This is a genomic window from Desulfoplanes sp. (assembly GCF_054921335.1).
Genome location: NZ_JBUDSQ010000009.1, coordinates 35,591 through 59,091, shown reverse-complemented (window position 1 = coordinate 59,091; position 23,501 = coordinate 35,591). Strand labels below are relative to the sequence as shown.

Below are 23,501 nucleotides of genomic sequence, written 5' to 3'. Positions count from 1 at the left end.
ACATGGAAACGACGGTCGCTCTTGCTCTCAGGGAGGCCGAAGACCAGCTCCGTATTGCCCGCATCGACTCCCCCAAACTTTCTGCCCAGGTTTTACTGGCCCATGTTCTCGGTGTCCGCCGCCTCGAACTCCTGGTCCATCCCGGGCATGCGGTTTCCCCCCGACAGACGCAAACGTTCCATGCATTGGTTGCCCGCCGTGTTCAGGGTGAGCCCGTGGCCTATCTGGTCGGGACCAAGGAGTTTTTCGGACTCGATTTCCAGGTTGGTCCGTCAGTTCTTATCCCCCGCCCCGAGACCGAAGAGCTGGTCGAGTACATCCAGGGGCTCTTTCCCCCCTCTTCCTCCTTCACATATGCCGATCTGGGCACTGGGAGCGGTGTTGTGGCCGTGACCCTTGCACTCCATTTCCCCCATGCCGTGGGATACGGTGTGGACATCGATTCCGGCGCCCTGTCCGTGGCACGTGCCAACATGCTTGCCCATGGGGCCGGCCGCCGTCTGCTCCTGATCCGCTCGGATTTCTTGGCCCCTTTCTTACCGCAGAGTCTCGACCTCGTGGTGACCAATCCCCCGTACATATCCGACCCTGAATTCAAAGGGATCAGTCCCGAGGTGGCCGGATACGAGCCCAAAAGGGCCCTTGTGGCAGGCCCGGAGGGCCTTGAATGCCTGCGCCGTATTGAGCAAGGGGCCCGTTTGGTGCTCAAGCCCGGGGGGACCCTTGTGGCCGAGATGGGGTGGTCCCAGGGACCCGCGGCCAGAACGCTGTTCCGGAGATGGGAATACTGCGGGATCGTCAAGGACTTGTCCCGCAAGGATAGGTTCATCCATGCAAGGCTGTGAGCCCACGGCGAGAGAAGCGGCGGGGATTCAGGCGAGGGAGACCAGGAGGTGTACGAGTTTTTTCGGGGATAGCGGTGTGTCCTCGGCCTCCGTTCCCAGATCGGCCTCCAGGACCCTGATCCCGAATTTTTCCAAAGAGCGGCGGTCGACATCCGTTCCATAGGCTTTGGAGTTCCGGTCCAGAAGGACGAAGTCAAGGACGTCCTCGGTGGAGATGCTCCCGGGGGCATCGTTACGCAGGTAGTTGAGCAGGGTTCGGACCTGCTCCCCAATGTCCATCCCGATGGTTTCTGGATCCTGCCCCGTGCTGGGAATATATATCTTGGGACACCGGGCCTTCTGCACGGCCTGCCCGACCCCGTGGGGAAGGAGGTTGGCTATGAGGCTGGTGTAAAAGCTGCCCATGGGGTAGCAGATGAGGTCGGCCCCGGCGATCTGGTTGTGGACTTCGGTAGAGATGGCCGGAGGGACCGGGGGGATGTCCCCGGATGGACCGCAGAGAAATATCTCCGCCACGGGAGCTGCGATGGGGGGGACCTCCTTGCCGGTAAGGGCGTGCTGGCCGTGGACAATCGTCCCGTCCCGCAACCGTCCCCCCAGGTGCAGAGGATCGCTGAGTACTGCGTTGACCTTTCCCCGGACCTTGACCAACTGGGAGAAGATAAACAACGTGGATTCAAGATCCCTGTCGTTTGCCAGGAAGCCTCCGGTGAGCACGAGATTGCCGATATTCGCCCCATGCAGATCAAAAAAACGGTCCATGTTGGAATAGAACCGGTGCAGATAACGCCGAATGATCGTCCTCATGGGCAAAGGGATGGATCCGACCATGGGGTGGGTGCCGCGGATCATCTCCTGCAGTTCCCTCTCCAGGGCCCCCTGGGAGTGTTTGCTCCCCAGCCGGTGGGAAAAGAGGGTCCGGATTTCCGGGTACCCGAGCACCGACCTGTCCGCCAGGGCCATGAGCCGGCTGCGCAGGTCGCCAATGGCAGGCATATCAAAGGAGTTGCGGAGGACAGCGGAACTTCCCCCCGAGTCAAAGGGGGTGATGATGTGGATTGAATTGTGGGTATACGCGATCAGTTCTCGGCTCAATGCCTTCAGGGCGGAACCGCCTGAAAAAAAAAGGATTCCCGGACCGAGCTCGGGCCCCCGAACACACCGTTGCAATGTTGCGGGATCGGGCAGCTTGATATGACGCTTGAATGTTACCTGCATGGCGGTAGCGGTCTATCCGTTGTCCTCGAGGGGTTTCCAGTATTTGCAGCCTTTTTCCGGACAGGCGAGATGGGTCCCTCGGGACTTGGTCGTCTTGCGCACGAGTATTTTCGACCCGCATTCCGGGCAGGGCTTATCCACCGGCCAGTCCCAGACCGCATAGTCGCATTGGGGGTATTGGTTGCAGGCATAAAAGACCTTGCCCCTACGGGAGCTCTTTTCGACCAATTCCCCGGGACAGCCTTCCCTGGGGCAGGCGACACCGGTGGAGAAGGAGAGGGTATATCTGCAGTCGGGATAGTTGTTGCAGGCGATGAACCGGCTTCCGGTACGGGATTTTTTGAGGACCAGGTCCCCGCCGCATTGGGGACAGGTCCCCATTTTTTTGCCGGCGTCTTTGTCCACATCAATGTGGATGGTCCCTTTTTCGTCACGTGTATAGTTGCTGGTGAAGCCGCATCCCGGGTACGCGGAACATGCCAGAAAGGGGCCGTTCTTTCCGAATTTGATGACCAGCGGGCTGCCGCATTTCGGGCAGGGAAGGTCGGTTTCCAGGCCCCCCTTGACCGCGGCCATTTCCTTGGCCGCCTTGTCCAGGGTGGGGTAGAACCCCTTGGCAAAATCCTTGAGCAGCTCGACCCAGTTGCGCCGTCCTTCGGCGACCTTGTCCAGATCCTCTTCCATATGGGCGGTGAAGCCCACATCCATGAGTTGGGTAAAGTGGGCGACCAGGAGGTCGCTGACCACGGTACCGAGGTCGGTGGGAACGAAGTGGCCCTCGTCCGTTGCGACGTATTCACGGTCTTTGAGAGTGGAGATGATGGTTGCGTACGTGGACGGTCTGCCGATGCCGAGTTTTTCGAGGTTGCGCACGAGTGAGGCCTCGGAAAATCGTGCCGGGGGCTGGGTGAATTTTTGTTCCTTGGTGAGCCGTTCCAGCCCCAGTTCCATCCCCTGTTCGAGACGGGGGAGTTCGATGTTTTTCCCCCCCAGGGATTGCTCGCCGCTCATGACCTTCAAGAATCCCGGAAAGATGAGCCTCTCTCCTTTGGTCCGCCACAGGGTCGTGTCGGCACTGACCGTCACCGTGGTGTCCCAAAACCTTGCCGGGGCCATTTGTGAGGCGATGAACCGTTCCCAGATCAGCCGGTACAGGCCCAGTTGTTCTTTGGGAACAAAGGGGGCCACTTCCTGCGGGGTGAGCAGGGGGTCGACCGGGCGGATGGCCTCGTGGGCGTCCTGTGCCCCCCCCTTGGATTTGAACTTGCGGGGTTTTTCCGGATAGTATTCGGGCCCGAGTTGTTTCTTGATCCATGACTCCGCGGTCCCGCGGGCTTCATCGGAAATCCGTACGGAATCGGTACGCATGTAGGTAATCAGGGCCGTGGTCCCGCGGGCTCCGAGTTCGACGCCCTCGTAGAGGCGCTGGGCGACCATCATGGTCCGTTTTGCAGAGAACCCCAGCCGGTTGCTGGCTTCCTGCTGCAGGGTCGAGGTGATAAATGGCGGACGCGGCTGGCGTTTGCGCTCTTTCTCCACGACTTTTTCCACCCTGAAGGCGGCCTTTTCCAGGGCCTTTTCCAGAACACTTGCCTGGTCTGCAGAACCGATTTTTGGCGGATGGTTGTCGATTTTCCACAGCTGGACCTCGAAGGGGGGGGGGGTGGCTCCGGCCAGGAGAACGGAAAAGACCCAATACTCTTCGGGGACAAACGCCTGACGCTCCTTTTCACGCTCGACAATGAGTCGAAGGGCCACGGACTGGACCCGTCCGGCAGAGATGCCCCGTTTGACCTTTTTCCAGAGCAGTGGCGAAATCTTGTACCCAACGATCCGATCAAGGATGCGGCGGGCCTGTTGGGAGTCAAAGAGATCCCTGTTCAGGTCCGTGGAACGCTCCAGGGCCCCCTTGACCGCCCTGGAGGTGATCTCGTTAAAGGTGATCCGCTTGAGATTGTCGTTCTGTTTGCGGATCACTTCGGCTATGTGCCAAGCAATGGCCTCTCCCTCTCTGTCGGGGTCGGGAGCGAGATACACGGTGTCCGCCTTTTTGGCCGCGGCCCGCAATCCACTGACCACTTTTTTCTTGCTAGGTATGATCTGGTAGTCCGGGGTGAAGTCGTGGTCCTCGTCGACCCCGAGAATTTTGGTGGGGAGGTCGCGGATGTGGCCCACCGAGGCCTCCACAGTATAGCCCTTGCCAAGAAATTTTTTGATCGTCTTCACCTTTGCGGGTGACTCGACTATGATTAAATTTTTACCCATAATGGGGCGCGTATAGCTATGGACCAGGCCGAGGGCAAGGAAAAATTCATACAGGCCGGCTCTTGTGCACGGGGGATATATTGCGTAGCCCGCTAGCAAACGATCACAGCGGCGACTGCTGGGTCCCCTTCGGCCGTCGGACTTAATAGTGTATAGTAGGGTAATGTACCCAAGGTAGGTAATATGACAGAGAGCCCCACACCGTACCGTTCCGGCGTTGTCGCCCTTATCGGTCCTCCCAATGCCGGAAAATCGACATTGCTCAATGCCATTGTCGGAGAAAAGGTGGCCATAGTCAGCCCCAAGCCCCAAACGACCCGGAACCAGATCAGCGGGATCTTTACCCGGGAAGGGGTCCAGGCCATTTTTTTGGACACACCGGGGATCCACCAGAGCCGGGTGCGCCTGAACCAGCGCATGGTCGATGCCGCGTGGAACGCTCTGTACGGTGCGGATCTGGTCGTCCTCATGCTCGATGCGACGCGATATCTCGGCCGAGAGGGGCGTTGGCGCAAGGATGTGGGGCCGCTTATCGCCCCGCTCAAACGGTCCGGACTGCCCACGATCGTAGTCCTGAACAAGATCGACAAGATCGGATCCAGGGAGCGGCTGCTCCCGCTTTTGGCCCAATGCGGGGAACAATGGCCAGGGACCGACATATTTCCTGTTTCTGCGGCCAAGGGGACCGGGGTGGACGCGCTGCTCAAAGGTGTAGTCGGGTTGCTCCCCCGGGGGCTCCCAACGTATGATGAGGACCAGCTGTCCACCCTGCCGGTCCGGTTCATGGTCACGGAGATCATACGCGAGAAGCTGTTCATGACCATGCAGGCCGAGATTCCCTACAACCTCGCCGTGACCATTGAGGCATGGGAACGGGATCCGGAGTTGGGGCTGGTGAATATCGCCGCGACCATTTACGTCTCCAAGGCCAACTACAAGGGGATGATCATCGGCAAGCAGGGGCGGACTCTGAAACAAATCGGCTCGATGGCCCGTCCCGAAATCGTCGACCTGGTGGGATCGAAGGTCTATCTGGACCTGTGGGTCAAGGTCCGGGCACGGTGGACCGACGACCTGGGATTCCTGTCTTCCCTGGGGGTAGAATAGGTTGTTGGCCTTTATCTTGCATTGATTATTGCCCGAGATGTCAAAAATATAACACATAGAGCGGTTCATGGATCTGGCAACAATAATCGGGATTTTATTGGCCTTTGGTCTTGTATTGGGGGCGATCGGCAAAAATGTGCTTCTTTTTGTCAATGTCCCCGCCCTGCTCATCGTGGTCGGGGGGACCATCGGCGCGACCCTGGTCAACTATCCCCTGGGGCATGTTCTCGGGGTCATGGGGGTCATCAAAAAGACGTTATTCAGCAGTGTCGATTCTCCGGCCGAGATCATCGAAAAATTCATGGAGTACGCCAAGAGGGCCCGCAGGGAAGGGATCCTTTCCCTGGAGCCGCTCATCAAGGAGATCGATGACGATTACCTGAAAAAGGGCCTTCAGCTCACCGTGGACGGACTGGAACCCGAGATCATCAGGGATATCCTGGAGACGGAAATCGCCTATCTCGAAGAGCGTCACGGTAGCGGTGCCGAGGTGGTCTCCGTCATGGGCGGGTTTGCCCCGGCCCTGGGAATGATCGGGACGGTCATCGGGCTCATCCTCATGCTCCAGACCATGAGCGACCCAAGTACGATCGGACCGTCCATGGCCGTTGCCCTGATCACCACGTTTTACGGGGCCGTTCTCGCCAATCTGGTCTTCAACCCCCTTGCGGGTAAGTTACGGACGCGGAGCAAAGAAGAGGTTCTGGTCAGGGAAATGATCCTTGAAGGGGTGCTTTCCATCTCAAAAGGGGAGAACCCTCGGGTCATCGAAGAGAAGCTGAACAGTTTTCTCCCCCCAAAGATCCGTAAGGTCAGCGATTGATCCGGGAGAAAGGGGATCGGGAGAATCTTTGGCTGGTTGGAAGGCAACCGTAGTAACGCAATGAAGGAACGGTATGGGCAGGAAACAGAAGAACACGGCAGAAGAAGACGGTTCTCCGGCCTGGCTGGTCACGTTTTCCGATCTGATGACCCTGCTTTTGACCTTTTTCGTTCTCCTGCTCAGTCTGGCATCTCTGGTGGACGAAAGAAAGACCAAGGTGTCCCTCGGGTCGATCATGGGGGCCTTTGGTCCGGGCAAGGGGAGTGTGCAGCCCCTGACGACCAAGCCGACCACGTCGACCTCGGAGCCCGGACCCATGGAGGATGTTCCCAGCAAGGATCTCGAACCGCTCAGGGAGCTCGTCTGGGAGGAGGATGGCCAGGATTTCGACTTCCAGTCCAATCGGTTCATCCAGGTTTTTTCCGTGGATACCCGGATCCTGTTCGGACCGGGAGAGACCCGGCTCTCGGCCCGGGGGCGTGAAACCCTGCAGCGTCTGATACCCGTATTTGCCAGGGTAAAATATCCACTGCTTATTACCGGGCACACCGGATCCCTCCGTTCGGAATTCCGCGCGGATTACGTGGTCGGGGAGGACGACCGAGGGGTGGATCTTTCCTGGGATCTTTCCTTGCAAAGGGTGCTGAGTGTCTACCGGGCCCTTCTCAAGGGGGGGGTGGACCCGGAAAACGTGCGCATGGAGGGGTTTGGAAAATTCAGACCCAAGGCGACGAGTACGACTCCCCAGGGGCGGAGGGCCAATAGACGGGTCGAGTTCATCCTGGACCGACGCGGCAGCGGGTGGAGCCACCAGATGGCCCGGGAGGCCGGAAAAGGGGGGGCACTCACGAAGGATACCTATATGTACCATGACTTTGTTTTCGATCTCAACGCGACGACCGGGGAGTGACCCCGCTGTTGGATGGAGGACGGTCAACAGGGCGCGGGAGCGACCACTATGGCCAAGAAGAAAAAGAAGGCGACCGCAGGGGGCGGGGGAGGTTCCGGATGGCTGGTCACGTTTTCCGATCTGATGACCCTGCTTTTGACCTTTTTCGTCCTGCTTTTGTCCATGTCGTCCATGAACAAGAGTATCGTCATGGAGGTGGCCTCGTTCTTCAAACACAACGTGAGCCACCTGACCGCGCCCGGGGCGAGCAAGATAGAGAGGCGGTACGAGATGTTGCGTAAGCTCCTGGAGAACCCTCTTGATGCCATCAACAACCCCGACAGGATCAAGGACCTGCTTTTTCCCGACGATGTCTTGCCCCCGGAGATATCCAGGAGCACGCTGGATGCCAATCTCATGGTCCTCAAACGTCCCGAGGGGGTGGCCCTGGTCCTGACGGACAAGATTCTTTTCCCCCTGGGGCAGACAACCTTGGATCCGGCCGGCAAGGGGGTGGTCCAGGAGATCGGACGGTTTCTCATGGCGATCACGGCCAGGGTGAACATTGCCGGGTATACCGACTCCATTCCCGGTGGCAGTATCGATAATTACGAGATTTCGGCCCGCCGGGCCCTGTCGGTCTTGCGTTCTCTCATCTCCATGGGTATTTCATCCCAACGTTTTTCCGTGTCGGGATACGGCCCCAATTTTCCCATTGCCGACAACGACACGCCGGTAGGTCGGGCCAAGAACCGACGCATTGAAATACTGGTCAAGACCGGTTCCTTTACCTACCTATGAAAAACAAGAAACACCTCCAAAGGGGATGCACCCCTTGGATGGCGCGATAGCAACCAGTGAGGAAGGCGACGACGTGGCAGACACCAAGAATACAGAGAGCGAAGCCCCCAAAAAAGGCAAGCGAGGCATTGTCAAATGGCTGATCCTTATTATTTTGTTGGCGTGTATCGGGGCGGGGGGATTCTTTGCTTACCAGCATTTTTTTGCCCAAAAAAATGTCCCGGGGGAGTCCGCAGTCCAGGGTGAAGGCGGATCCGCTGACGGGACCTCCGGGGATGAGAGTTCAGGGGAGGGGGAAGAGCGGTCCCAGATGTTTTCCATTCCCGCCTTTGTGGTCAACCTCGCCGATCCCCTCGGCAGGAGGTATCTCAAGCTGTCGTTGGATGTTGAAGTGAAGAACCTGGCCGTACTTGAAAAAACCGAGGAGGCCATGCCGAGGATAAAGGATTCCCTGCTCCTGCTCCTGTCCAGCAAGACCTACGAGGATCTGTCCTCCATGGAAGACAAGATCGCCCTCAAGAACGAGATCATGTCCCGGCTTGGGCAGATTCTGGGTACGGGCAAGGTGTCCAATGTCTATTTCACGGAATTCATCGTCCAGTAAGGATGCGGGAACCACGGGCCATGAGCGGCCCAAGGAAGTGTGGACAAGCGTATGAACAAGATTCTCAATCAGGATGAGGTCGATGCCCTGCTCCGGGGGCTTTCCGGCGGAGAGATCGAGGTCGCTGACGATGCGGCTGCGGACGAAGGGGATATTGTCGCTTTTGACCTTGCCAACCAGGACCGGATTATCCGTGGCCGGATGCCTGTTTTGGAGATCATCAACGACCGGTTTTCCCGGCTTTCGTCCAACTCGCTGGCCAACTCCGTTCGCAAACGCGTCGATGTCAATCCCGTGTCCATCGATATGTCCAAGTTCGGGGATTTCATGCGTTCCCTGCCCGTGCCCACGAGCATCAATATCTTCAAGATCGAGCCCCTGCGTGGGAACGCCATCCTCATCGTGGACACCCGATTGGTCTTTTCCCTGGTGGAAAATTTTTTTGGCGGGGCCGGATCACAACCCAAGGTCGAGGGGCGGGATTTTACCGCCATTGAACAGCGGATCATCGATACCGTGGTCAGGTTTTTGTTGACCAACCTCGAAGATGCCTGGCGGCCCGTGCACGAAGTGAACATCGAACTGGTCCGCTCTGAGATCAATCCCCAGTTCGCATCCATCGTGCCCCCAAGCGACGTGGTCGTGGTCATATCCTTTGAGGTGGAGCTGGAGAATTCCATCGGGTCCATGCTTGTCGCTCTGCCCTATGCGACCATCGAGCCCATCCGTTCCAAACTGTATGCGGCGTTCCAGTCCGAACGGTTGGAGGTCGACCATGCCTGGATCTCCCGGTTCAGGGACCGACTCATGGAGACCCCGGTGACTATGGACGTCACCTTGGGTGGATGCGAACTCAGCGGAAGGCAGCTGCTCAACCTCAGTGTCGGGGATGTCATCCTCCTGGATGCGGACGAGGACGACATGCTCCGGGCGGAGGTCCAGGGGGTTCTTAAATTCCATGGGCGGCCCGGAGTGGTCAAAGGGAACAAGGCGCTCCAGATTTTCAAGGAAGAAGAAACCCATTTCTAGCCGGTGCTCTTTGCCCGTTGCCGCAGAGAACAGGGAAAAAGGGAAACGGGTTTCGGGACTTCCGGATGTATACGTGTGGCGTGGACGGCCTTCGGTCGGACGGGCCACCAAGGCCATGGCCCCATAAACGGTGGCCATCCAAGGCCAGGGAGAGATTATGACGGATCAGGACAACCAGGACAAACTTGCTGAGGAATGGGCCGCTGCCTTGGAACAGGATGGTGGCGGAGAGGAGACGGGAGGGGGGCAGGACGAGGACGCCCTCGCCGCGCAATGGGCTGCGGCCTTGAGCGAGGACCAGGGAGGGCCGGACAAGGGATCCGGCGAGGATGCCCTGGCCGACGAATGGGCCGCCGCCTTGGCCCAGGATGAGCATGAACAGATCACCAAGGAACAGAACCAGGGGGTCGAGGCCCGGCAGGGACGGGAGTATGAGTTCAAAAATTTGACAGCCGAGGCCAAGGCGGGACAGGGGGAAAAGACCAAGCGCGATCTTGATTTCATCCTGGATATCCCCTTGACTGTGAGCGCCCAGCTGGGGAGCACACAACTCCTGATCAACGAGCTCTTGCAGCTTGGGCAGGGCTCGGTCATCGAGCTGAACAAGCTGGCCGGAGAACCCCTGGAGATCATGGTCAACGGGAAACTTGTGGCCCGTGGAGAGGCCGTGGTCATCAACGAAAAATTCGGTGTCCGCCTGACCGATATCATCAGTCCCATCGAACGGGTGAAACAACTTGCCTAACGCCACCGCACTCTCGGAGCAGGGATCCTATCTAGGGGATTTTTTGCATATGATGGGCTGGCTCTTTGTTATCCTGGCCCTGGTTCTCGGGCTGCTCTATCTTTTGAAACGGTTCGGACACAAGGCGGGGCTCTCCATGGCGGGGGGCCATGACTTGAAGATACTCGGACAATTGGGGCTCGGCCCCAAACGCAGTCTGGTCGTGGTCCGCTTCTTGAATAAAATTCTCGTGCTGGGGGTTACCGACACCCAGATAAATCTTGTCACGGAGATGACCGCGGATGATACCACGACCTTTGAAGACGTTCTTGGATCGACCACCCAAAAGACCGGCCCTTCTCGCCCTGATTAGCCTCGTATTCCTCGCCGTTCCGGTCCTGGCCGGGGCGGCCGATCCCTCGATGCCCTCCCTTTCCCTGACCCTTTCCGGGGACCAGACCTCCCCTGAAAAGGTCTCCGTACTTTTGGAAATCCTGGCCCTGTTCACGGTGTTGACCATGGCTCCGGGGATTGTTCTGACCATGACCTCCTTCACCAGGATCATCATTGTCTTCCATTTCCTGCGCCAGGCCATGGGCACACAGCAGATGCCTCCCAACCAGGTCCTGGCGGGTCTGGCCATCTTTGTCACCGTCGCCATCATGACCCCTGTGGGGTCACAAATAAACTCCGAGGCCCTGCAGCCCTATTTGAATGAAGAGATAGGGTACAAGGAGGCCCTGGCAAGGGCCGAGGTCCCCTTACGTTCATTCCTTTTCAAACATACGCGGGAAAAGGATCTTTCCATATTCTATACCATCTCCGGGCTGGAGCGTCCCAAGTCCAAGGACGAGGTGCGGACGAAATTGCTCGTCCCTGCCTATATCATCAGTGAGCTCAAGACGGGGTTCCAGATCGGTTTTCTCCTCTATGTTCCCTTTCTCATCCTGGATATGGTCGTGGCCAGTGTCCTTTTGTCCATGGGTATGATGATGCTCCCTCCGGTCATGGTGTCCCTACCGTTCAAGATCCTTTTGTTCGTCATGGTCGACGGGTGGAATCTGCTTTTGGGTTCCCTGGTCAACAGCTTCATGTGAGGAGGAACCCGTGGTCACCAGGGGAACACGGATAGATCCGGGGGCGGCGAACGGTGGAATAACAACCGTCGTTCCGGACTTGATCCGGGATCGTCACGGATCCGGCATCATTGTGGCCTCCTGCCACGTCCATGTCCTTCAAGATCCCGGCCAACGCCGTGGAGGACGGAGGGCTAAAATCCGGTCTACAAAGTGACAACCTTTTTTCCGTGTCGTCCTCTGTCCCCTGTTCCCCCCACCACCCTGCCCGCTAACCCATCAAGGAGTGTCTATGACACCGGATTTTGTCGTCGGTTTTGCCAGACAGGCCATTGAAGTGACCCTTTCCATAGCCATGCCCATGCTTGGGGTCGGCCTCATCGTCGGGGTCATCGTCAGCATCATCCAGGCGGCCACACAGATCCAGGAGATGACCCTGACCTTTGTCCCCAAGATACTGGCCGTGTTCATCGCCCTGTTGGTGGCATTTCCGTGGATCATGGACAAGATGATCAACTACACCCGGGAGCTCTTCCTCAATTTTCCCCAGTATATCAAATAACATCCCCTGACCAACTTCAGGAAACGCGCAGCCCGCGCAGGAATTGTCCCATGACCACGGCCCCGGCCTGGGCGACATTCAGGGAGTCGAAGGTCCCGGCCATGGGGATGGTCAGGACCTGGGCGCACCGTTTGAGGACGCCCTGTCGGATCCCTTTTTCTTCGTTGCCCAGCACCAGGACAGCGGGAAATACGGGGTCCTCGGTGAACAGGTCCCGGGCCCGGTCCTGCATGGCCGTCGCGTATATGGTCAGGCCGGCCTGTGCGCATGTTTCCAGGCTCCGGGCCAGGTTGGTCACCTGGGTGATGGGGGTTTTTTCCAATGCCCCGGCCGAGGCGCGTGACGCAGCCGGCCCGGGAAAGGCGGAGCGGTTCTTGGGCAGGATGATCCCCGCTCCCCCGAAGGCATAGAGGGTTCTGCTCAGGGTGCCCAGGTTTCCTGGGTCCTGGACCTGGTCAAGGGCTAGAATGAGCGGAAAAGGGGTGGTCCGGACCTTGTCGATCAGCGTTTCCAGCGGACAGAATCCCTGGGAGACCACCCGCGCGACAACCCCCTGGTGGGTGCCGGAAAAGATGCGACTGAGTTTGTCCGCGGGCAGCCGTTTGTATTTGATGCGTTGGGCACGGCAGATCGTCTGGATCGCTTGCATATCGCGGCCGGCTCGGTCCAGGAGATACACTGTTTCGATTTTTTCCGGAGTGGTTTGCAAGAGTTCGGTGACTGGTTTGCGGCCTATGACAAGGTGGTTGGATGTGTCCTGGTTCATACGCTGTCCTTTGTGGGCCGATAACGGGAAAACAGGTTGATGGGGTCTCAGGGATGCTGGGGCATGGGCACGGGCGTTCCGCGGCCACTCGCCATTGTTGCAATCCGCCAGGGTTTACGCTAGCGATGAAAATTCTTGCTTCCCGTGTGGGGTGCAGGCGCGTTGTTGTCAACGTTTGTTTTATCCACCACGACGAGTGTTTTTTACGAGGTCCCTGTGCGTTACAATATCTTTGTTTTGTTCATTGCGCTGGCCATGACCACTGCCTGCGCTCCCGGCCACCAAACTGTCCGTCACATAGCGCCCGAGATGGCCGTGGCCAAGGTCCCTACGGACGGATCCCCCGGGCTGGGGGACGGGGCGGCCGTTGTATCCCCCAACGCCACGCGGCCCGATCAGTCAACGGTTATTCCGGATGAAGAGGAGACCGCGCTGGTCGAGGAGGTCGAACCGAGCGTTGTTCCGCCTTCCGTGGATGCGTCCACTCCCTTGACCCCCCAGGAAGAGACCGCCCTCAAGACGGAACCCAATATCCATTTTGATCTCGACCTTCGGGACACAAAGGATGTCCAGCTCTATTTCCGCTACTATACCCGCAAACACAGGAAAACCTTTGCCCGATGGCTCAAGCGGGCGGAGCCCTACTTGCCGTATCTGCGTGATGAATTCAAGAAGCAGGGGCTGCCCCAGGATCTCATCTTTCTTCCCTTTGCCGAAAGCGGTTTTAATCCGTGGGCCTATTCCTGGGCAGGGGCTGCGGGTATGTGGCAGTTCATGCCTGCCACTGGTCGGCGTTTTGGTCTGCAGGTGGGCTGGTGGCTTGATGAGCGCCGCAATCCCTTCATGGCCACAGAGGCGGCCATCGGATATCTGAAACGACTCTATAAGGATTTCAACGATTGGTACCTGGCCCTTGCCGCCTACAATGCCGGTGAAGGGACCATCGGTCGGGCCCTGCGCCGGACCGGATGTGACAATTTTTTCGATCTGGCCAAGACCCGCAGATACCTCAAGCGTGAGACGCGGCACTATGTTCCCAAGTTTATCGCCATTCTCAAGATCGTCCAGAATCTCGAAGAGCTCGGTTTCGAACCGATCAACTGGGACGCTACAACCGGGACCGAGCTGGTCCGGGTCAAGGGGGGGACGGATCTCCTCGCCCTGGCCTCACACGCCGGTCTTTCCTGGAAAGGGTTCCGCCGCATGAATCCCGCCTTCCGCAGGCAGGTCTCCCCACCCGGCAAGACCTGTGACGTCTATCTTCCACCATCCAAGATAACCCTGGCCAAACAATACCTGGATTCTCCCAAGGCCCGCCCATATGCCGGATACAAGCACTACCGGGTCCGCCGCGGTGATTCATGGTGGAGAATTTCCCGCCGGTACGGTGTCCCCATCGCCGTTCTCAAGAAGGTCAACGGGTACCATAAGAATCTTCTCCGCCCGGGACAGCGTTTGATGATCCCCGGAAAGGGGAGCAGTACCCAGGCCCTGTCCAATACTCGGGTCCTGGCCAAGAAACGGGCCAACTATCGGGTCAAAAAAGGGGATACCATATGGGATATCGCCAGACGATTCGGTACCTCTTCCAAAACCCTCCTGCGGGCCAATGGTATGCGGTCGGGACGGGGGTTACAGATAGGACAGAAGCTCTATATACCGGACGGATCAGGCACCGCTGCCAAGCTTGCCCGGAAGAAGGCGGCCAAGGAATTCAGACGGCTGGTCCGCTACCATGTGCGCAAGGGAGACAACTTGTGGAGGATCGCCCGCAGGTTCGGGGTGACGACCAAGGATCTCTTTGCCTGGAACAACCTGAACCGTCGGTCTATCCTGCGCCCCGGGGACAGGATTAAAATCTATGTCGATCAGTGATCGAATCGGTTGTACCACGCAGTGTTCAAGAGCGGGCCGGCAGGCCCGCTCTTTTTATGATGGACCGGGGTCCTTGGGGGGAAGATATGTCGGAATTGCCAGGGGTCGAAACCATCGCCAGGGGGCTCGAATCGTTGGTCCTGGGACAACGGGTTGTCAAAGCGGAAATCCGTTATCCCGGTATCATCCTGGGTAGACGGTCAGGCTGGACCCATTGTCTGCCCAACCGGTCCATTCTGGGCCTCAGGCGGAGGGGCAAGCCGTGAAGCCACCAGTAGTGCGGCCCCGGGGAGTGGAAGGGGCTGTTGGGTCCAGCGTTTGAATTGGGCCGCTGCCTGGTGGACGAACATATCCAGACCGGAGATGACGGTCCTGCCCCCATTGCGGGCTTGCGACAGAAAGGTGGTCATGCGGGGCGTATAAATAAGGTCATAGCAGACCCGGCAGTTTGAAAAGGAAAAAGGCCAGGGCGAGGCTTCCAAAAATTTTCCGCGCATGCCCAGCGGGGTCGTGTTGACCAGTAACTCGGCCTGGACTCCGGAACGGTCATTCCAGTCCACAAAGGACGCTTCCATTTCCCGGGCCAACCGGGAGCCTGTTCCGGCATTGCGGCAGGTGACAACCGTGGCGGTACCGAGTTGCGCCAGACCGTACAGAACCGCCCGGGCAGCACCTCCCGCGCCGAGGACCAGGGCTGTCTTCGGGCGGATGGCCTGGCCGATGAGGGGGGCGAGGAACCCGGTCACATCCGTATTGTCCCCCAGAAGACGGCCGTCCTGGGTTCTGACGACGGTGTTCACCGCACCGATCGCTCGGGCCGTGTCGGTCAAGGTGTCCATGAACGGCAGGATGGTTTCCTTGTGGGGAATGGTCACGCTCAGTCCGTGGATGGGCAGGGTCCGGACGCAGGTCATGAAGGTGGCCAGATTGTCCGGGGCGATGTCGAAGAAATGGTAGGTCTTGGCCAGTCCCCTGGCGGTAAATCCCCAATTATGGATGGTCGGGCTCAGGCTGTGGCCGGCAGGGTGGCCCAGGATGCCGTAGATTTCCATGGATGATGATCCTTGCTCATCAGAAGGAATGTTCAACAAACAAAACGCCGGTTCCATTCAGGAACCGGCGTTTTGTTTGGTTACAGAGTGCCGTGTTCGGCCACATGGGCCGCGCCCGCGGCAATGGCCTCGCTGTTTTTGGGGATGAGATGGGCGTAGTGGGGGGAGATGACCTTTTCCAGACAGGTCTGGATTTGCTCAATGGTCAGCACGCCCGTTGCCTGGGCATAAGCACCGGCAGCGACCATGTTGGCCATGCGGGTGTTGCCGAGGCTGTCGGCAATATCGTTGCAAGGAACGCCGTAGGCCTTGACCCGCCCGGTATCGGCCAGGTCCGCGTCAATCAATGAGGTATTCAGGACCATAATTCCACCATCCTGCATCCTGGGCTGGAACTTGTCCAGGGAGGGGCGGTTCATGATGATCAGGCTCACCGGACTATGGATGATGGGCGAACCGATGTCCTCATCGGAAATGACCACCGCGCAATTGGCTGTCCCACCGCGCATCTCCGGGCCGTAGACCGGCATGTAGGTGACGTTGAGTCCTGCCTCCATGGCCGAATAGGCCAGAAGGTTGCCTATGAGCATGACGCCCTGGCCGCCGAATCCAGCGATCACCACATCGTTGTATATGCTCATTATTCCTCCCCTGTCGTGTCTTTGAAGGTTCCCAGCGGAAAATGGGGGATCATTTCCTTGGCGATCCGTTCGTTGGCCTGGATGGGGGTCATCTTCCAGTTGGTCGGGCATGCGGCCAGGAATTCCACGAATCCGAAACCCTTTTTTTCTACCTGGCAGGCAAATGCCTTGCGCAGGGCCTTTTTGGCCGTTTTGAGGTTTTTGATGGTGTCTACGGCCACCCGGGCGGAATATGCGGTCGCGCCGAGTCCGCCGATGATCTCGGCCATGTTGATGGGCAGTCCTTCGAGCTCTTCGCACCGTCCCGAGGGGCAGGTGGTGGCCCGCTGGCCGAGGAGGGTCGTGGGGGCCATCTGGCCGCCGGTCATGCCGTAGACCGTGTTGTTCACAAAGACCACGGACACGTTTTCACCCCGGTTGGCGCAGTGCATGATCTCGGCCATGCCTATGGAGGCCAGGTCGCCGTCTCCCTGGTAGGAGAACACGAAATTATCGGGCCGGGCCCGTTTGACCCCGGTGGCAACGGCCGGAGCGCGTCCGTGGGGTGCCTCCACCGTGTCCAGGTTCAGGTAGTTGTAGATGAACACCGAGCAGCCGATGGATCCGATGCAGATGGTTTTGTCCACCACACCCAGGTCGATGAGGGTTTCAGCCACCAGTTTGTGGATGGTTCCGTGGTGGCACCCGGGGCAATAATGGGTGGCCCGGTCGGCAACTACGTCGGGACGGGTATAAACGAGTTGTTCTTCCATGTTATCCCTCCAGTGCCTTGAGAATGGGTTCTTCGAAATCATCGGGCGTGGGCAGGTTGCCCGGCAGGCAGCCGTAGAAATCCGAATCCGTGATGGTCCGGATGGCCAGGCGGACATCCTCGACCATCTGGCCCATGTTGTGCTCGATGGTCAGGAATTTTTTGCCCTGTTTGGCCAGGTCCTTGAGGATTTCCGACGGGAAGGGATACACGGTGATGGGCCGGATCAGACCGACCTTCTTACCCATGGACCGGAGTTTGCGGATGGACGACTTGGCAATGCGTCCGATGGAGCCGAAGGCCACCACCACCAGATCGGCGTCGTCCACCAGAAAGGTTTCATAGTCGATCTCCGCTTCCATGGCCGTGTATTTTTCCTGGAGCTTGATGTTCTGGCCGGCCAGTTCCCCTTCCTGGAGGAAAAGGGACTTGTGCAGGCGCGGCGGCCTGCCTGCAGCACCGTCCAGACGCCAGTTTGCGGCTTCCTCGGGGTCGATATTTTCCGGTGTCCAGGGAACGATGGGCTCCTTCATCTGGCCCAGGATGGCGTCACCCAGGACCATGACCGGATTGCGGTACTTGAAGGCCAGGTCAAAGGCCTTGATGGTCAGGTCATAGGCTTCCTGTCCCGAGGCCGGGGCGAGGACGAGCAACCGGTAATCGCCGTGACCGCCGCCCCGGGTGGACTGGAAATAATCACCTTGAGAGGGGCCGATATCTCCGAGACCCGGCCCTCCGCGGACCATGTTTACGATAACCCCGGGGAGTTCGCTCCCGGCCATGTAGGAGATGGCCTCCTGCTTGAGGGAGATGCCCGGGCTGGAGGAGGAGGTCATGGCCCTGATTCCGCAGGCCGTGGCCCCGAGGACCATGTTGGCCGCGGCGACCTCGCTCTCGGCCTGGACGAACTGGCCGCCGTTCTCGCGGATGGCCTTGGACATGAACTCCGGGATATCGTTCTGGGGAGTGATGGGGTAGCCGAAATAGCAGGTGCATCCGGCTGCCAGAGCACCCCGGGCGATGGCTTCGTTGCCTTTGACAAACATGCGTTGTGGTGTCTGCTGGGTCATGACGCTTCTCCTTTTTCGGGAGAGGTTCTGGTCCGAAACACGGTGATGGCATAATCGGGACAGATCTCGGCACAGAAGGCACACCCTTTACAAAGGTCCGTCTTGTCCTCGGGAACCTCGGCAACCTTGTAGCCCTGCTGGTTGAACCGGTTCGACTGGACAATGATGCCTGTGGGACAGACCTGGGTACAGAGCAGGCACCCCTTGCACCGATCTTCCTGGATCACGATTCTGGACATGGGAATCCTCGTTTGGTGGTTTGGGTTGCGTGTACGTGGGGACAATGCGCTCTTAAGCATACGTGCAAAAACATCATATAATTACCCAAAATCCCGTAGGGGCGATTCACGAAACGTCCGTTTGTGCAGCCCCCCGGGAGGGGATCCACAAACATTTTTTGAAATCCTGCAAGGGTAATGGTCATTTTCGCAACGGAGCCTACACCCGGTGCCGGCCGGTCACGAAGCGCGAATCGGTGAACGGACGAAAGACCGGATTACAGGATCAGCATGGCGTCACCATAGGAAAAAAAACGGAACCCATGATCGAGGGCAAATGCATAGGCCTCTTTGATCCTGTCTCTACCTGCCAGGGCGGAGACAAGGACGATAAGAGATGAACCGGGCAAGTGGAAGTTTGTGATTAAATGATCAATCACCTGGAATTGATACCCGGGCGTGATGAACAGATCCGTCCACCCTGAAAAGGCGTTGATCCCCCCGGTCTTGGCGAACATGGATTCAAGGGTTCTCACTGTTGTCGTGCCCAGGGCCACGATGGGCCGGCCTTCGTCCTTGGCCCTGGCGATGGTTGCGGCGGTTTTTTCAGACACCTCGATGTACTCCGCGTGCATGGAGTGGTCGCGGATATCCCGGCAACGCAGGGGAGAAAATGTTCCGTAGCCCACGTATAGGGTGATTTCCTCCCATGTGATGGATTTTTGGGCCATGCTCTCCCGTACGGCAGGCGTGAGATGCAGTCCTGCCGTGGGCGCGGCAACGGATCCGAGCTTGTCTTCACGGGCAAAGACCGTCTGGTAGCGCTCCCGGTCTTCTTCCCGGTCTTCCCGGCGGATGTACGGGGGCAGGGGCATGTGGCCGCCGCTCAGGAAGTGATCGGTGAGGTCTCCGTTCCAGTGGAGCATGACCGTTGTTTGACCGAACGCTCCCCGACTGATGACGGTGAGAAAGAGCTCCCCGCTGAAGATGACCCTGCTGCCCTCTTTGGGCGATTTGGAGGCCTTGAGCAATCCCTGGACCTCGGCCCTGGTCCATCCGGAGCTGTCCGGGGTCCCATGGATGAGCACAAGGGGCGTGAGGAGAAGAAACTCCGCCTTGCCCCCGCTTTCCTTGTGCCCCAGAAGACGTGCCGGCAGGACCTTGGTGTTGTTGGCTACAAGGAGTGCGTTTTCCGGAAGATGATCGGCTATGGAATTGAACACCGTTGCCCTTTGGCCGGAGCTGGAGCGGTCGAGAACCAGAAGCTTGGAGTCTTCTCGGTTTCCCGCCGGGGTCTGGGCGATGCGGGATTCGTCGAGTTGGTATTCGTACGAGGCGAGATCGAAATCCGCCGGAATGGACTTTGATGGGTGGTCGTGCATGGTATGATAAATTTTTGCTGCAAGAGGGTTGCTGTGTCGGATAGGGGGATGTGCCGGAAGCCTGGAGATCCCGATTCATGTTCGGGATGACAGGGATGTTGGGATGCCGTACTCCCCTGGGAACGTGACTGTCTGGATGACTTGTTTCTAAACGGATTGTGATGATGACGGCATACACCGAAAAAACACAGTCACTATGCACGAACCGAGCGGCTGGCAAGTCCGGGATGGCCGATGGGCTAGAGGATCAGGGGGCTTGCCTTTTTGCCCTTTGCAGGAGTAGTGAAGAATCCTTAATAAGATATTGGTAACTAGTCAGGTGCATTTTTCCAGAATAAGGATTGCCGAGTTGGGAAATTTAGGGAATTTGAGAGATTTGAGAGGGTTAAGAGGTTTTAGAAAGTTGGGGGGCAGAAATGAGTGGCGGTTTGCGTATTGGTTGCTAATTTTTTACCCCTCTGAATTCCTCCAATTTCCTACATTTGTACCATCAAGATTTGGTCCTGAATAGGTATAGATATTGTTACAAAGATGTCCGCAAATCCGGGTTGCTCATCCGGGGTGGGGCAGGTTGGTGCCGGTTCACCTGTTGGATAGCGTCAGCAATATACCGAGAGCGGATACAGCGATAACCACGGGAGGAGTCCATGTGTAAAAATTGCGGATGCGGCGCGCGCAAGCCGTCCAAGTACGCCAAGTTCATCAAGGAACACTACCACAATCAGGATCATGACCATGAACACGAACATGGTCACGGTCACGAGCATTCGGACCACTATCACGATCCCAAGACCGGAGAGACCGTGTTCTATGCCGATAAAGAAGGGGATGGTCATTCCCACGAACATTCCCATGAACACGGGCATGCGCATAGCCACGAACACACCCATGAACACAGTCACGGGCATTCGCACGATGCGTAGATATCTCGAGCGTAGGGGCGGATCTGTGTGTCCGCCCTTTTTTTTGCGTTTATGCCAAAGGTGAACGGTGTGCTCGGAAAAGGACGGACACGGAAAAGGGCGGACACACAGGTCCCCCCCAAGATTATTGTTTGATATGAAAACGACAAAAGGCCCTGCCCGGAACATCGGGCAGGGCCTTTTGTATACTGATGGGCACTTCCGGGAGAACTACAGTCCGATGTTTTTCAACTTGGGACCGAGGTATTCTCTTTCTTCGGGACCGAGGATGCCCAGAGACAGGCAGATCAGGGTCCACAGATGGACGGTGTACCATCCGCCTTCAAAGTAGTCGTTCAGGAAGTGGATCTGGGAGTGGCAGTTGTGACAGGGGGCGATACAGTAATCCGCTCCTGTGGCCAGGATCTGGTCGGTCTTGACCTTGCCGAATTTGGCGCGTTGATCCTTGTAGTCGGTTTGCTGCGTACCGCCACCGCCGCCGCAACAGAAGTTGTTGGACTTGTTGGGGTACATGTCTATGAAGTTTTCCTTGCCGACCACGGATTCGACAACAAATCTGAGATCTTCGGCAATAGGATCGCCCAGGCTCTTGCGGACCAGCTGGCAGGGGTCTTGAACGGTGAATTTGACCTTGAGGTCCTTGTTCCAATCGGAGTTGACGGGAAGTTTTCCTTCCCTGATCCATTTGGCGTAGTATTCGATGATGGATTTGAATTCGAACTTGGGGGTGATACCATATTTTTGCATTCCGGCCCGGAGTGCATAGAATTCATGGCCTCACTCGGTGTTGAGGAACACCTTACAACCCAGGTCCTCACATGCTTTGACTTTGTTGCGAACAATCTGTTCCCATGCCGGATCATCGGCAAGGAACATACAGTAGTTCTCACCACCCCAGCCCTTGGAGCCGTATGTCCAGTCGGCGCCGACGGTGTGGAAAATCTTCCAGGACGGAATCATTTCCTCCGGCTCGGTCACGGGTTCGCGGGAGTTCTGGTTGAAGAAGAAATAGGCGCCTTCCTTGTCAATGGGGGCGACCATGTCTTTGAACTGCGGCTGGGCTTCCTGGACTTCTTCAAGCACGTCTTCGACAACGAACCTGAAGTCATCGGAGTTTGCGCCCATGGCGCTGTTTCCTTCTGTTTTCAGTGCAAAGTCGCATGAACCCAGGATACCCTTGGGGCGTTCCTCGCGGGGCCAGGACTGGCGGGCATAGAAAACAAGCTGCGGGATGTTGATGTTCATAGGACAGGCGTGGACACACCGCATGCATTGTGTACACATCCAAACCCAAGGGGTTGAGGTCACTTCCTCATCCAATCCCAGGGCAGCCATTCGCAAGAACTTTCTCGGGTCCATCCCCTCAAGACCGGTAGCAGGACATCCAGCGGAACAGGCACCGCAGGTGAGACAGAGATTCAAATTCCCGCCCTCGGGCACAATCTCTTTCACCTTGTCCATGAAGGTGGTCTTGGGTTCTGTCCCAACTTTGACTGCTGCGTCTGCCATATTCTCCTCCTTAGGAAATAATTGTTAGACACATGGCAATTCGTCGGGAACGAATCTTCTTGACGTTAACCTTGACAAGAATCGTGAAGGATTAAAACTGGTTTTGAAAAAGCCAGCTCCAACGCTCCATGTTTCCATTACGTGCTCAATTTCTGGCGGACAATGCCACGGAAAGGGAGAAATCGCAATACGCGGACTGGAATTTCTCAAGGTTCCACGGCGTTGGAAAATATGGAAACCCTATAGAGAAATTTAATGATAATTTCCAGTACTTATTGTAAAAAAAAATGGATTTCCATTATCTGTCCAGGGGAGGGATTGGAGGAAGATGGGGTGTTACAAAAAAATAATTTATGCTAAAGATTCCTTTTTTCATCCTTGACGGACAGATAAAAACCCGGGCAGTACCCTTGCATCCAAAAAATTGAGAAACAAGGCTGTTACATGAATACTTCCTGCGCAGTGATCGTTCTCGGACACGGGACCCGGCGGAAAGAGGCGTCACAAGGGTTCTTCGCCCTGGTGGACAGGATCGGCCGCAGACTCGCCCCTGCCCGGGTCGTGCCTGCCTGTTTTTCCTGCGGGAGCCCGACCCTTGCCGAACAGGCCGCGGAACTGGCCCGGGCCAAGGTCACCCGGATCATCATTTTTCCCTATTTTCTCCTGAGCGGAAAGCACATCGCCGACGAGCTCCCCGGGGTCGTCCAGGACTTGCGGGAGGTGTTTCCACAGATTCATTTCGATCTTCTGGAAACCATGGAGGACGAGCCCCTGCTCGAGGCCATCGTCGTCACCCGGCTCCAGGCCCGCGTCCGGGAGTGTGACTGTGGCAACCAGGGTGCTCCCGCTGGTGATGATGACGATATCATCGCCGCACATTTCGCAACCACGGGCAAGCCTGACGATATCTTCCCCCTGTTCAGGGCCCTGGCCCTGGCCACCGGAGACCTGTCCCTGGCTGCCGACATCCGGGTCCACGGCCCTGTAGTCAGCGCCTTTGGCGGTGCCATAGCGTCCGGCAAGCCCCTCCTCTGCGACACCGAGGAGCTGGTCGCTGCGGTGAGGTTCATGGGACACGAGGCCGTGTGCGTTGCCACTGAGGGTGACCGGATCAAAGGCTTTTTCAAGAATCACCTGTCGGAATCAATCGTTGCCGTGGGTTCCGACCACCAGATTGTCGACACACTTCTCCAGAAATCCCCCACCCCTGCCCTGGTGATAGCCCTGCCTCCAGGATTTTCAGACGCCCCGTCGATCAAGCAGCGTCTCGCCCAAACCACTATCACCCATATCACCAACCCCGGCACCGGAGGCGGGATCTCCTGCGTCCTGGCCGTGATCCGTGCCCTGCACGCCGCACGCTGAGCGGTA

Annotated in this window: 25 protein-coding genes; 15 read left to right on the top strand and 10 right to left on the bottom strand. The window is 57.7% G+C overall.

Translation table 11 applies throughout. The features are described 5' to 3' along the window. Positions 1-2: 2 nt before the first annotated feature. Positions 3-845 carry a peptide chain release factor N(5)-glutamine methyltransferase gene (gene prmC, locus ACY692_RS03590; RefSeq protein WP_462323964.1) on the top strand — a complete coding sequence of 281 codons (843 nt, stop codon included), beginning with the start codon at positions 3-5 and terminating at the stop codon, positions 843-845. Positions 846-872: 27 nt separating this feature from the next. Here the strand turns inward: prmC and ACY692_RS03585 are convergent, their stop codons facing one another. Continuing rightward, entirely contained in the window at positions 873-2,063 is a 1,191-nt protein-coding gene (locus ACY692_RS03585; RefSeq protein ID WP_462323963.1) for a GAK system CofD-like protein, read from the bottom strand. A gap of 12 nt (positions 2,064-2,075) precedes the next feature. Further along, the gene (gene topA / locus ACY692_RS03580; protein WP_462323962.1) at positions 2,076-4,328 is read right to left on the bottom strand and encodes a type I DNA topoisomerase; all 2,253 of its coding nucleotides are present in this window, start codon (positions 4,326-4,328) and stop codon (positions 2,076-2,078) included. 183 nt (positions 4,329-4,511) lie between these two features. Between topA and era the strand changes: the two genes are divergently transcribed. From era to fliQ, 10 genes are all read left to right on the top strand, one after another. Next, positions 4,512-5,435, top strand: coding sequence for a GTPase Era (gene era / locus ACY692_RS03575; protein ID WP_462323961.1), 924 nt, complete (start codon positions 4,512-4,514; stop codon positions 5,433-5,435). A gap of 67 nt (positions 5,436-5,502) precedes the next feature. Next, entirely contained in the window at positions 5,503-6,258 is a 756-nt protein-coding gene (locus ACY692_RS03570) for a motility protein A (protein WP_462323960.1), read from the top strand. Between the two features lie 73 nt (positions 6,259-6,331). After that, complete coding sequence (locus ACY692_RS03565) at positions 6,332-7,168, top strand: OmpA/MotB family protein (protein ID WP_462323959.1); 837 nt, start codon at positions 6,332-6,334, stop codon at positions 7,166-7,168. A gap of 48 nt (positions 7,169-7,216) precedes the next feature. Further along, positions 7,217-7,948 (top strand): OmpA/MotB family protein, encoded by a 732-nt coding sequence (locus ACY692_RS03560; protein WP_462323958.1) that lies wholly within the window; start codon positions 7,217-7,219, stop codon positions 7,946-7,948. A gap of 34 nt (positions 7,949-7,982) precedes the next feature. Beyond that, positions 7,983-8,552, top strand: coding sequence for a flagellar basal body-associated FliL family protein (locus tag ACY692_RS03555; protein WP_462323957.1), 570 nt, complete (start codon positions 7,983-7,985; stop codon positions 8,550-8,552). 51 nt (positions 8,553-8,603) lie between these two features. Next, positions 8,604-9,581: a flagellar motor switch protein FliM gene (fliM, locus tag ACY692_RS03550; protein WP_462323956.1), complete on the top strand. Its 978-nt coding sequence runs from the start codon at positions 8,604-8,606 to the stop codon at positions 9,579-9,581. 157 nt (positions 9,582-9,738) lie between these two features. Beyond that, the gene (gene fliN / locus ACY692_RS03545; protein ID WP_462323955.1) at positions 9,739-10,326 is read left to right on the top strand and encodes a flagellar motor switch protein FliN; all 588 of its coding nucleotides are present in this window, start codon (positions 9,739-9,741) and stop codon (positions 10,324-10,326) included. Beyond that, positions 10,319-10,678: a flagellar biosynthetic protein FliO gene (fliO, locus tag ACY692_RS03540; protein WP_462323954.1), complete on the top strand. Its 360-nt coding sequence runs from the start codon at positions 10,319-10,321 to the stop codon at positions 10,676-10,678. The genes fliN and fliO overlap by 8 nt, the downstream gene beginning before the upstream one ends. Before the next feature lie 49 nt (positions 10,679-10,727). Next, complete coding sequence (gene fliP / locus ACY692_RS03535; protein WP_462323978.1) at positions 10,728-11,402, top strand: flagellar type III secretion system pore protein FliP; 675 nt, start codon at positions 10,728-10,730, stop codon at positions 11,400-11,402. 271 nt (positions 11,403-11,673) lie between these two features. After that, complete coding sequence (fliQ, locus tag ACY692_RS03530; RefSeq protein ID WP_462323953.1) at positions 11,674-11,943, top strand: flagellar biosynthesis protein FliQ; 270 nt, start codon at positions 11,674-11,676, stop codon at positions 11,941-11,943. A 16-nt stretch (positions 11,944-11,959) separates the two neighbouring features. On the opposite strand, the gene rlmB is transcribed toward fliQ, so the two are convergent. After that, a complete protein-coding gene (gene rlmB / locus ACY692_RS03525) occupies positions 11,960-12,709 on the bottom strand; it encodes a 23S rRNA (guanosine(2251)-2'-O)-methyltransferase RlmB (protein ID WP_462323952.1) in 750 nt (249 codons plus the stop codon). Between the two features lie 216 nt (positions 12,710-12,925). On the opposite strand from rlmB, the gene ACY692_RS03520 reads away from it, so the two are divergent. Both ACY692_RS03520 and ACY692_RS03515 read left to right on the top strand, forming a co-directional pair. Continuing rightward, complete coding sequence (locus tag ACY692_RS03520; RefSeq protein WP_462323951.1) at positions 12,926-14,584, top strand: LysM peptidoglycan-binding domain-containing protein; 1,659 nt, start codon at positions 12,926-12,928, stop codon at positions 14,582-14,584. A gap of 56 nt (positions 14,585-14,640) precedes the next feature. Beyond that, positions 14,641-14,850 (top strand): DNA-formamidopyrimidine glycosylase family protein, encoded by a 210-nt coding sequence (locus ACY692_RS03515; protein ID WP_462323977.1) that lies wholly within the window; start codon positions 14,641-14,643, stop codon positions 14,848-14,850. Here ACY692_RS03515 and aroE read toward each other — a convergent pair. From aroE to queA, 6 genes are all read right to left on the bottom strand, one after another. Beyond that, positions 14,785-15,636, bottom strand: a complete 852-nt coding sequence (gene aroE / locus ACY692_RS03510; RefSeq protein ID WP_462323950.1) for a shikimate dehydrogenase — start codon at positions 15,634-15,636, stop codon at positions 14,785-14,787. The two genes, ACY692_RS03515 and aroE, sit on opposite strands and share 66 nt — an antisense overlap. An 80-nt stretch (positions 15,637-15,716) precedes the next feature. Then, positions 15,717-16,277 carry a 2-oxoacid:acceptor oxidoreductase family protein gene (locus ACY692_RS03505; protein ID WP_462323949.1) on the bottom strand — a complete coding sequence of 187 codons (561 nt, stop codon included), beginning with the start codon at positions 16,275-16,277 and terminating at the stop codon, positions 15,717-15,719. Then, positions 16,277-17,029 carry a thiamine pyrophosphate-dependent enzyme gene (locus tag ACY692_RS03500; protein WP_462323948.1) on the bottom strand — a complete coding sequence of 251 codons (753 nt, stop codon included), beginning with the start codon at positions 17,027-17,029 and terminating at the stop codon, positions 16,277-16,279. The genes ACY692_RS03505 and ACY692_RS03500 overlap by 1 nt, the downstream gene beginning before the upstream one ends. 1 nt (position 17,030) lies before the next feature. After that, entirely contained in the window at positions 17,031-18,098 is a 1,068-nt protein-coding gene (locus tag ACY692_RS03495) for a 3-methyl-2-oxobutanoate dehydrogenase subunit VorB (protein WP_462323947.1), read from the bottom strand. Beyond that, the gene (locus tag ACY692_RS03490) at positions 18,095-18,397 is read right to left on the bottom strand and encodes a 4Fe-4S binding protein (RefSeq protein ID WP_462323946.1); all 303 of its coding nucleotides are present in this window, start codon (positions 18,395-18,397) and stop codon (positions 18,095-18,097) included. The genes ACY692_RS03495 and ACY692_RS03490 overlap by 4 nt, the downstream gene beginning before the upstream one ends. A gap of 197 nt (positions 18,398-18,594) precedes the next feature. After that, positions 18,595-19,698: a tRNA preQ1(34) S-adenosylmethionine ribosyltransferase-isomerase QueA gene (gene queA / locus ACY692_RS03485; RefSeq protein WP_462323945.1), complete on the bottom strand. Its 1,104-nt coding sequence runs from the start codon at positions 19,696-19,698 to the stop codon at positions 18,595-18,597. Between the two features lie 647 nt (positions 19,699-20,345). On the opposite strand from queA, the gene ACY692_RS03480 reads away from it, so the two are divergent. Beyond that, a complete protein-coding gene (locus ACY692_RS03480; protein ID WP_462323944.1) occupies positions 20,346-20,621 on the top strand; it encodes a hypothetical protein in 276 nt (91 codons plus the stop codon). A gap of 210 nt (positions 20,622-20,831) precedes the next feature. Here ACY692_RS03480 and ACY692_RS03475 read toward each other — a convergent pair whose 3' ends face one another. Next, positions 20,832-22,130: a (Fe-S)-binding protein gene (locus ACY692_RS03475; protein ID WP_462323943.1), complete on the bottom strand. Its 1,299-nt coding sequence runs from the start codon at positions 22,128-22,130 to the stop codon at positions 20,832-20,834. A 444-nt stretch (positions 22,131-22,574) separates the two neighbouring features. On the opposite strand from ACY692_RS03475, the gene ACY692_RS03470 reads away from it, so the two are divergent. Continuing rightward, on the top strand, positions 22,575-23,495 hold the full coding sequence (locus ACY692_RS03470) for a precorrin-8X methylmutase (RefSeq protein WP_462323942.1): 921 nt from the start codon (positions 22,575-22,577) through the stop codon (positions 23,493-23,495). Positions 23,496-23,501 lie beyond the last annotated feature (6 nt).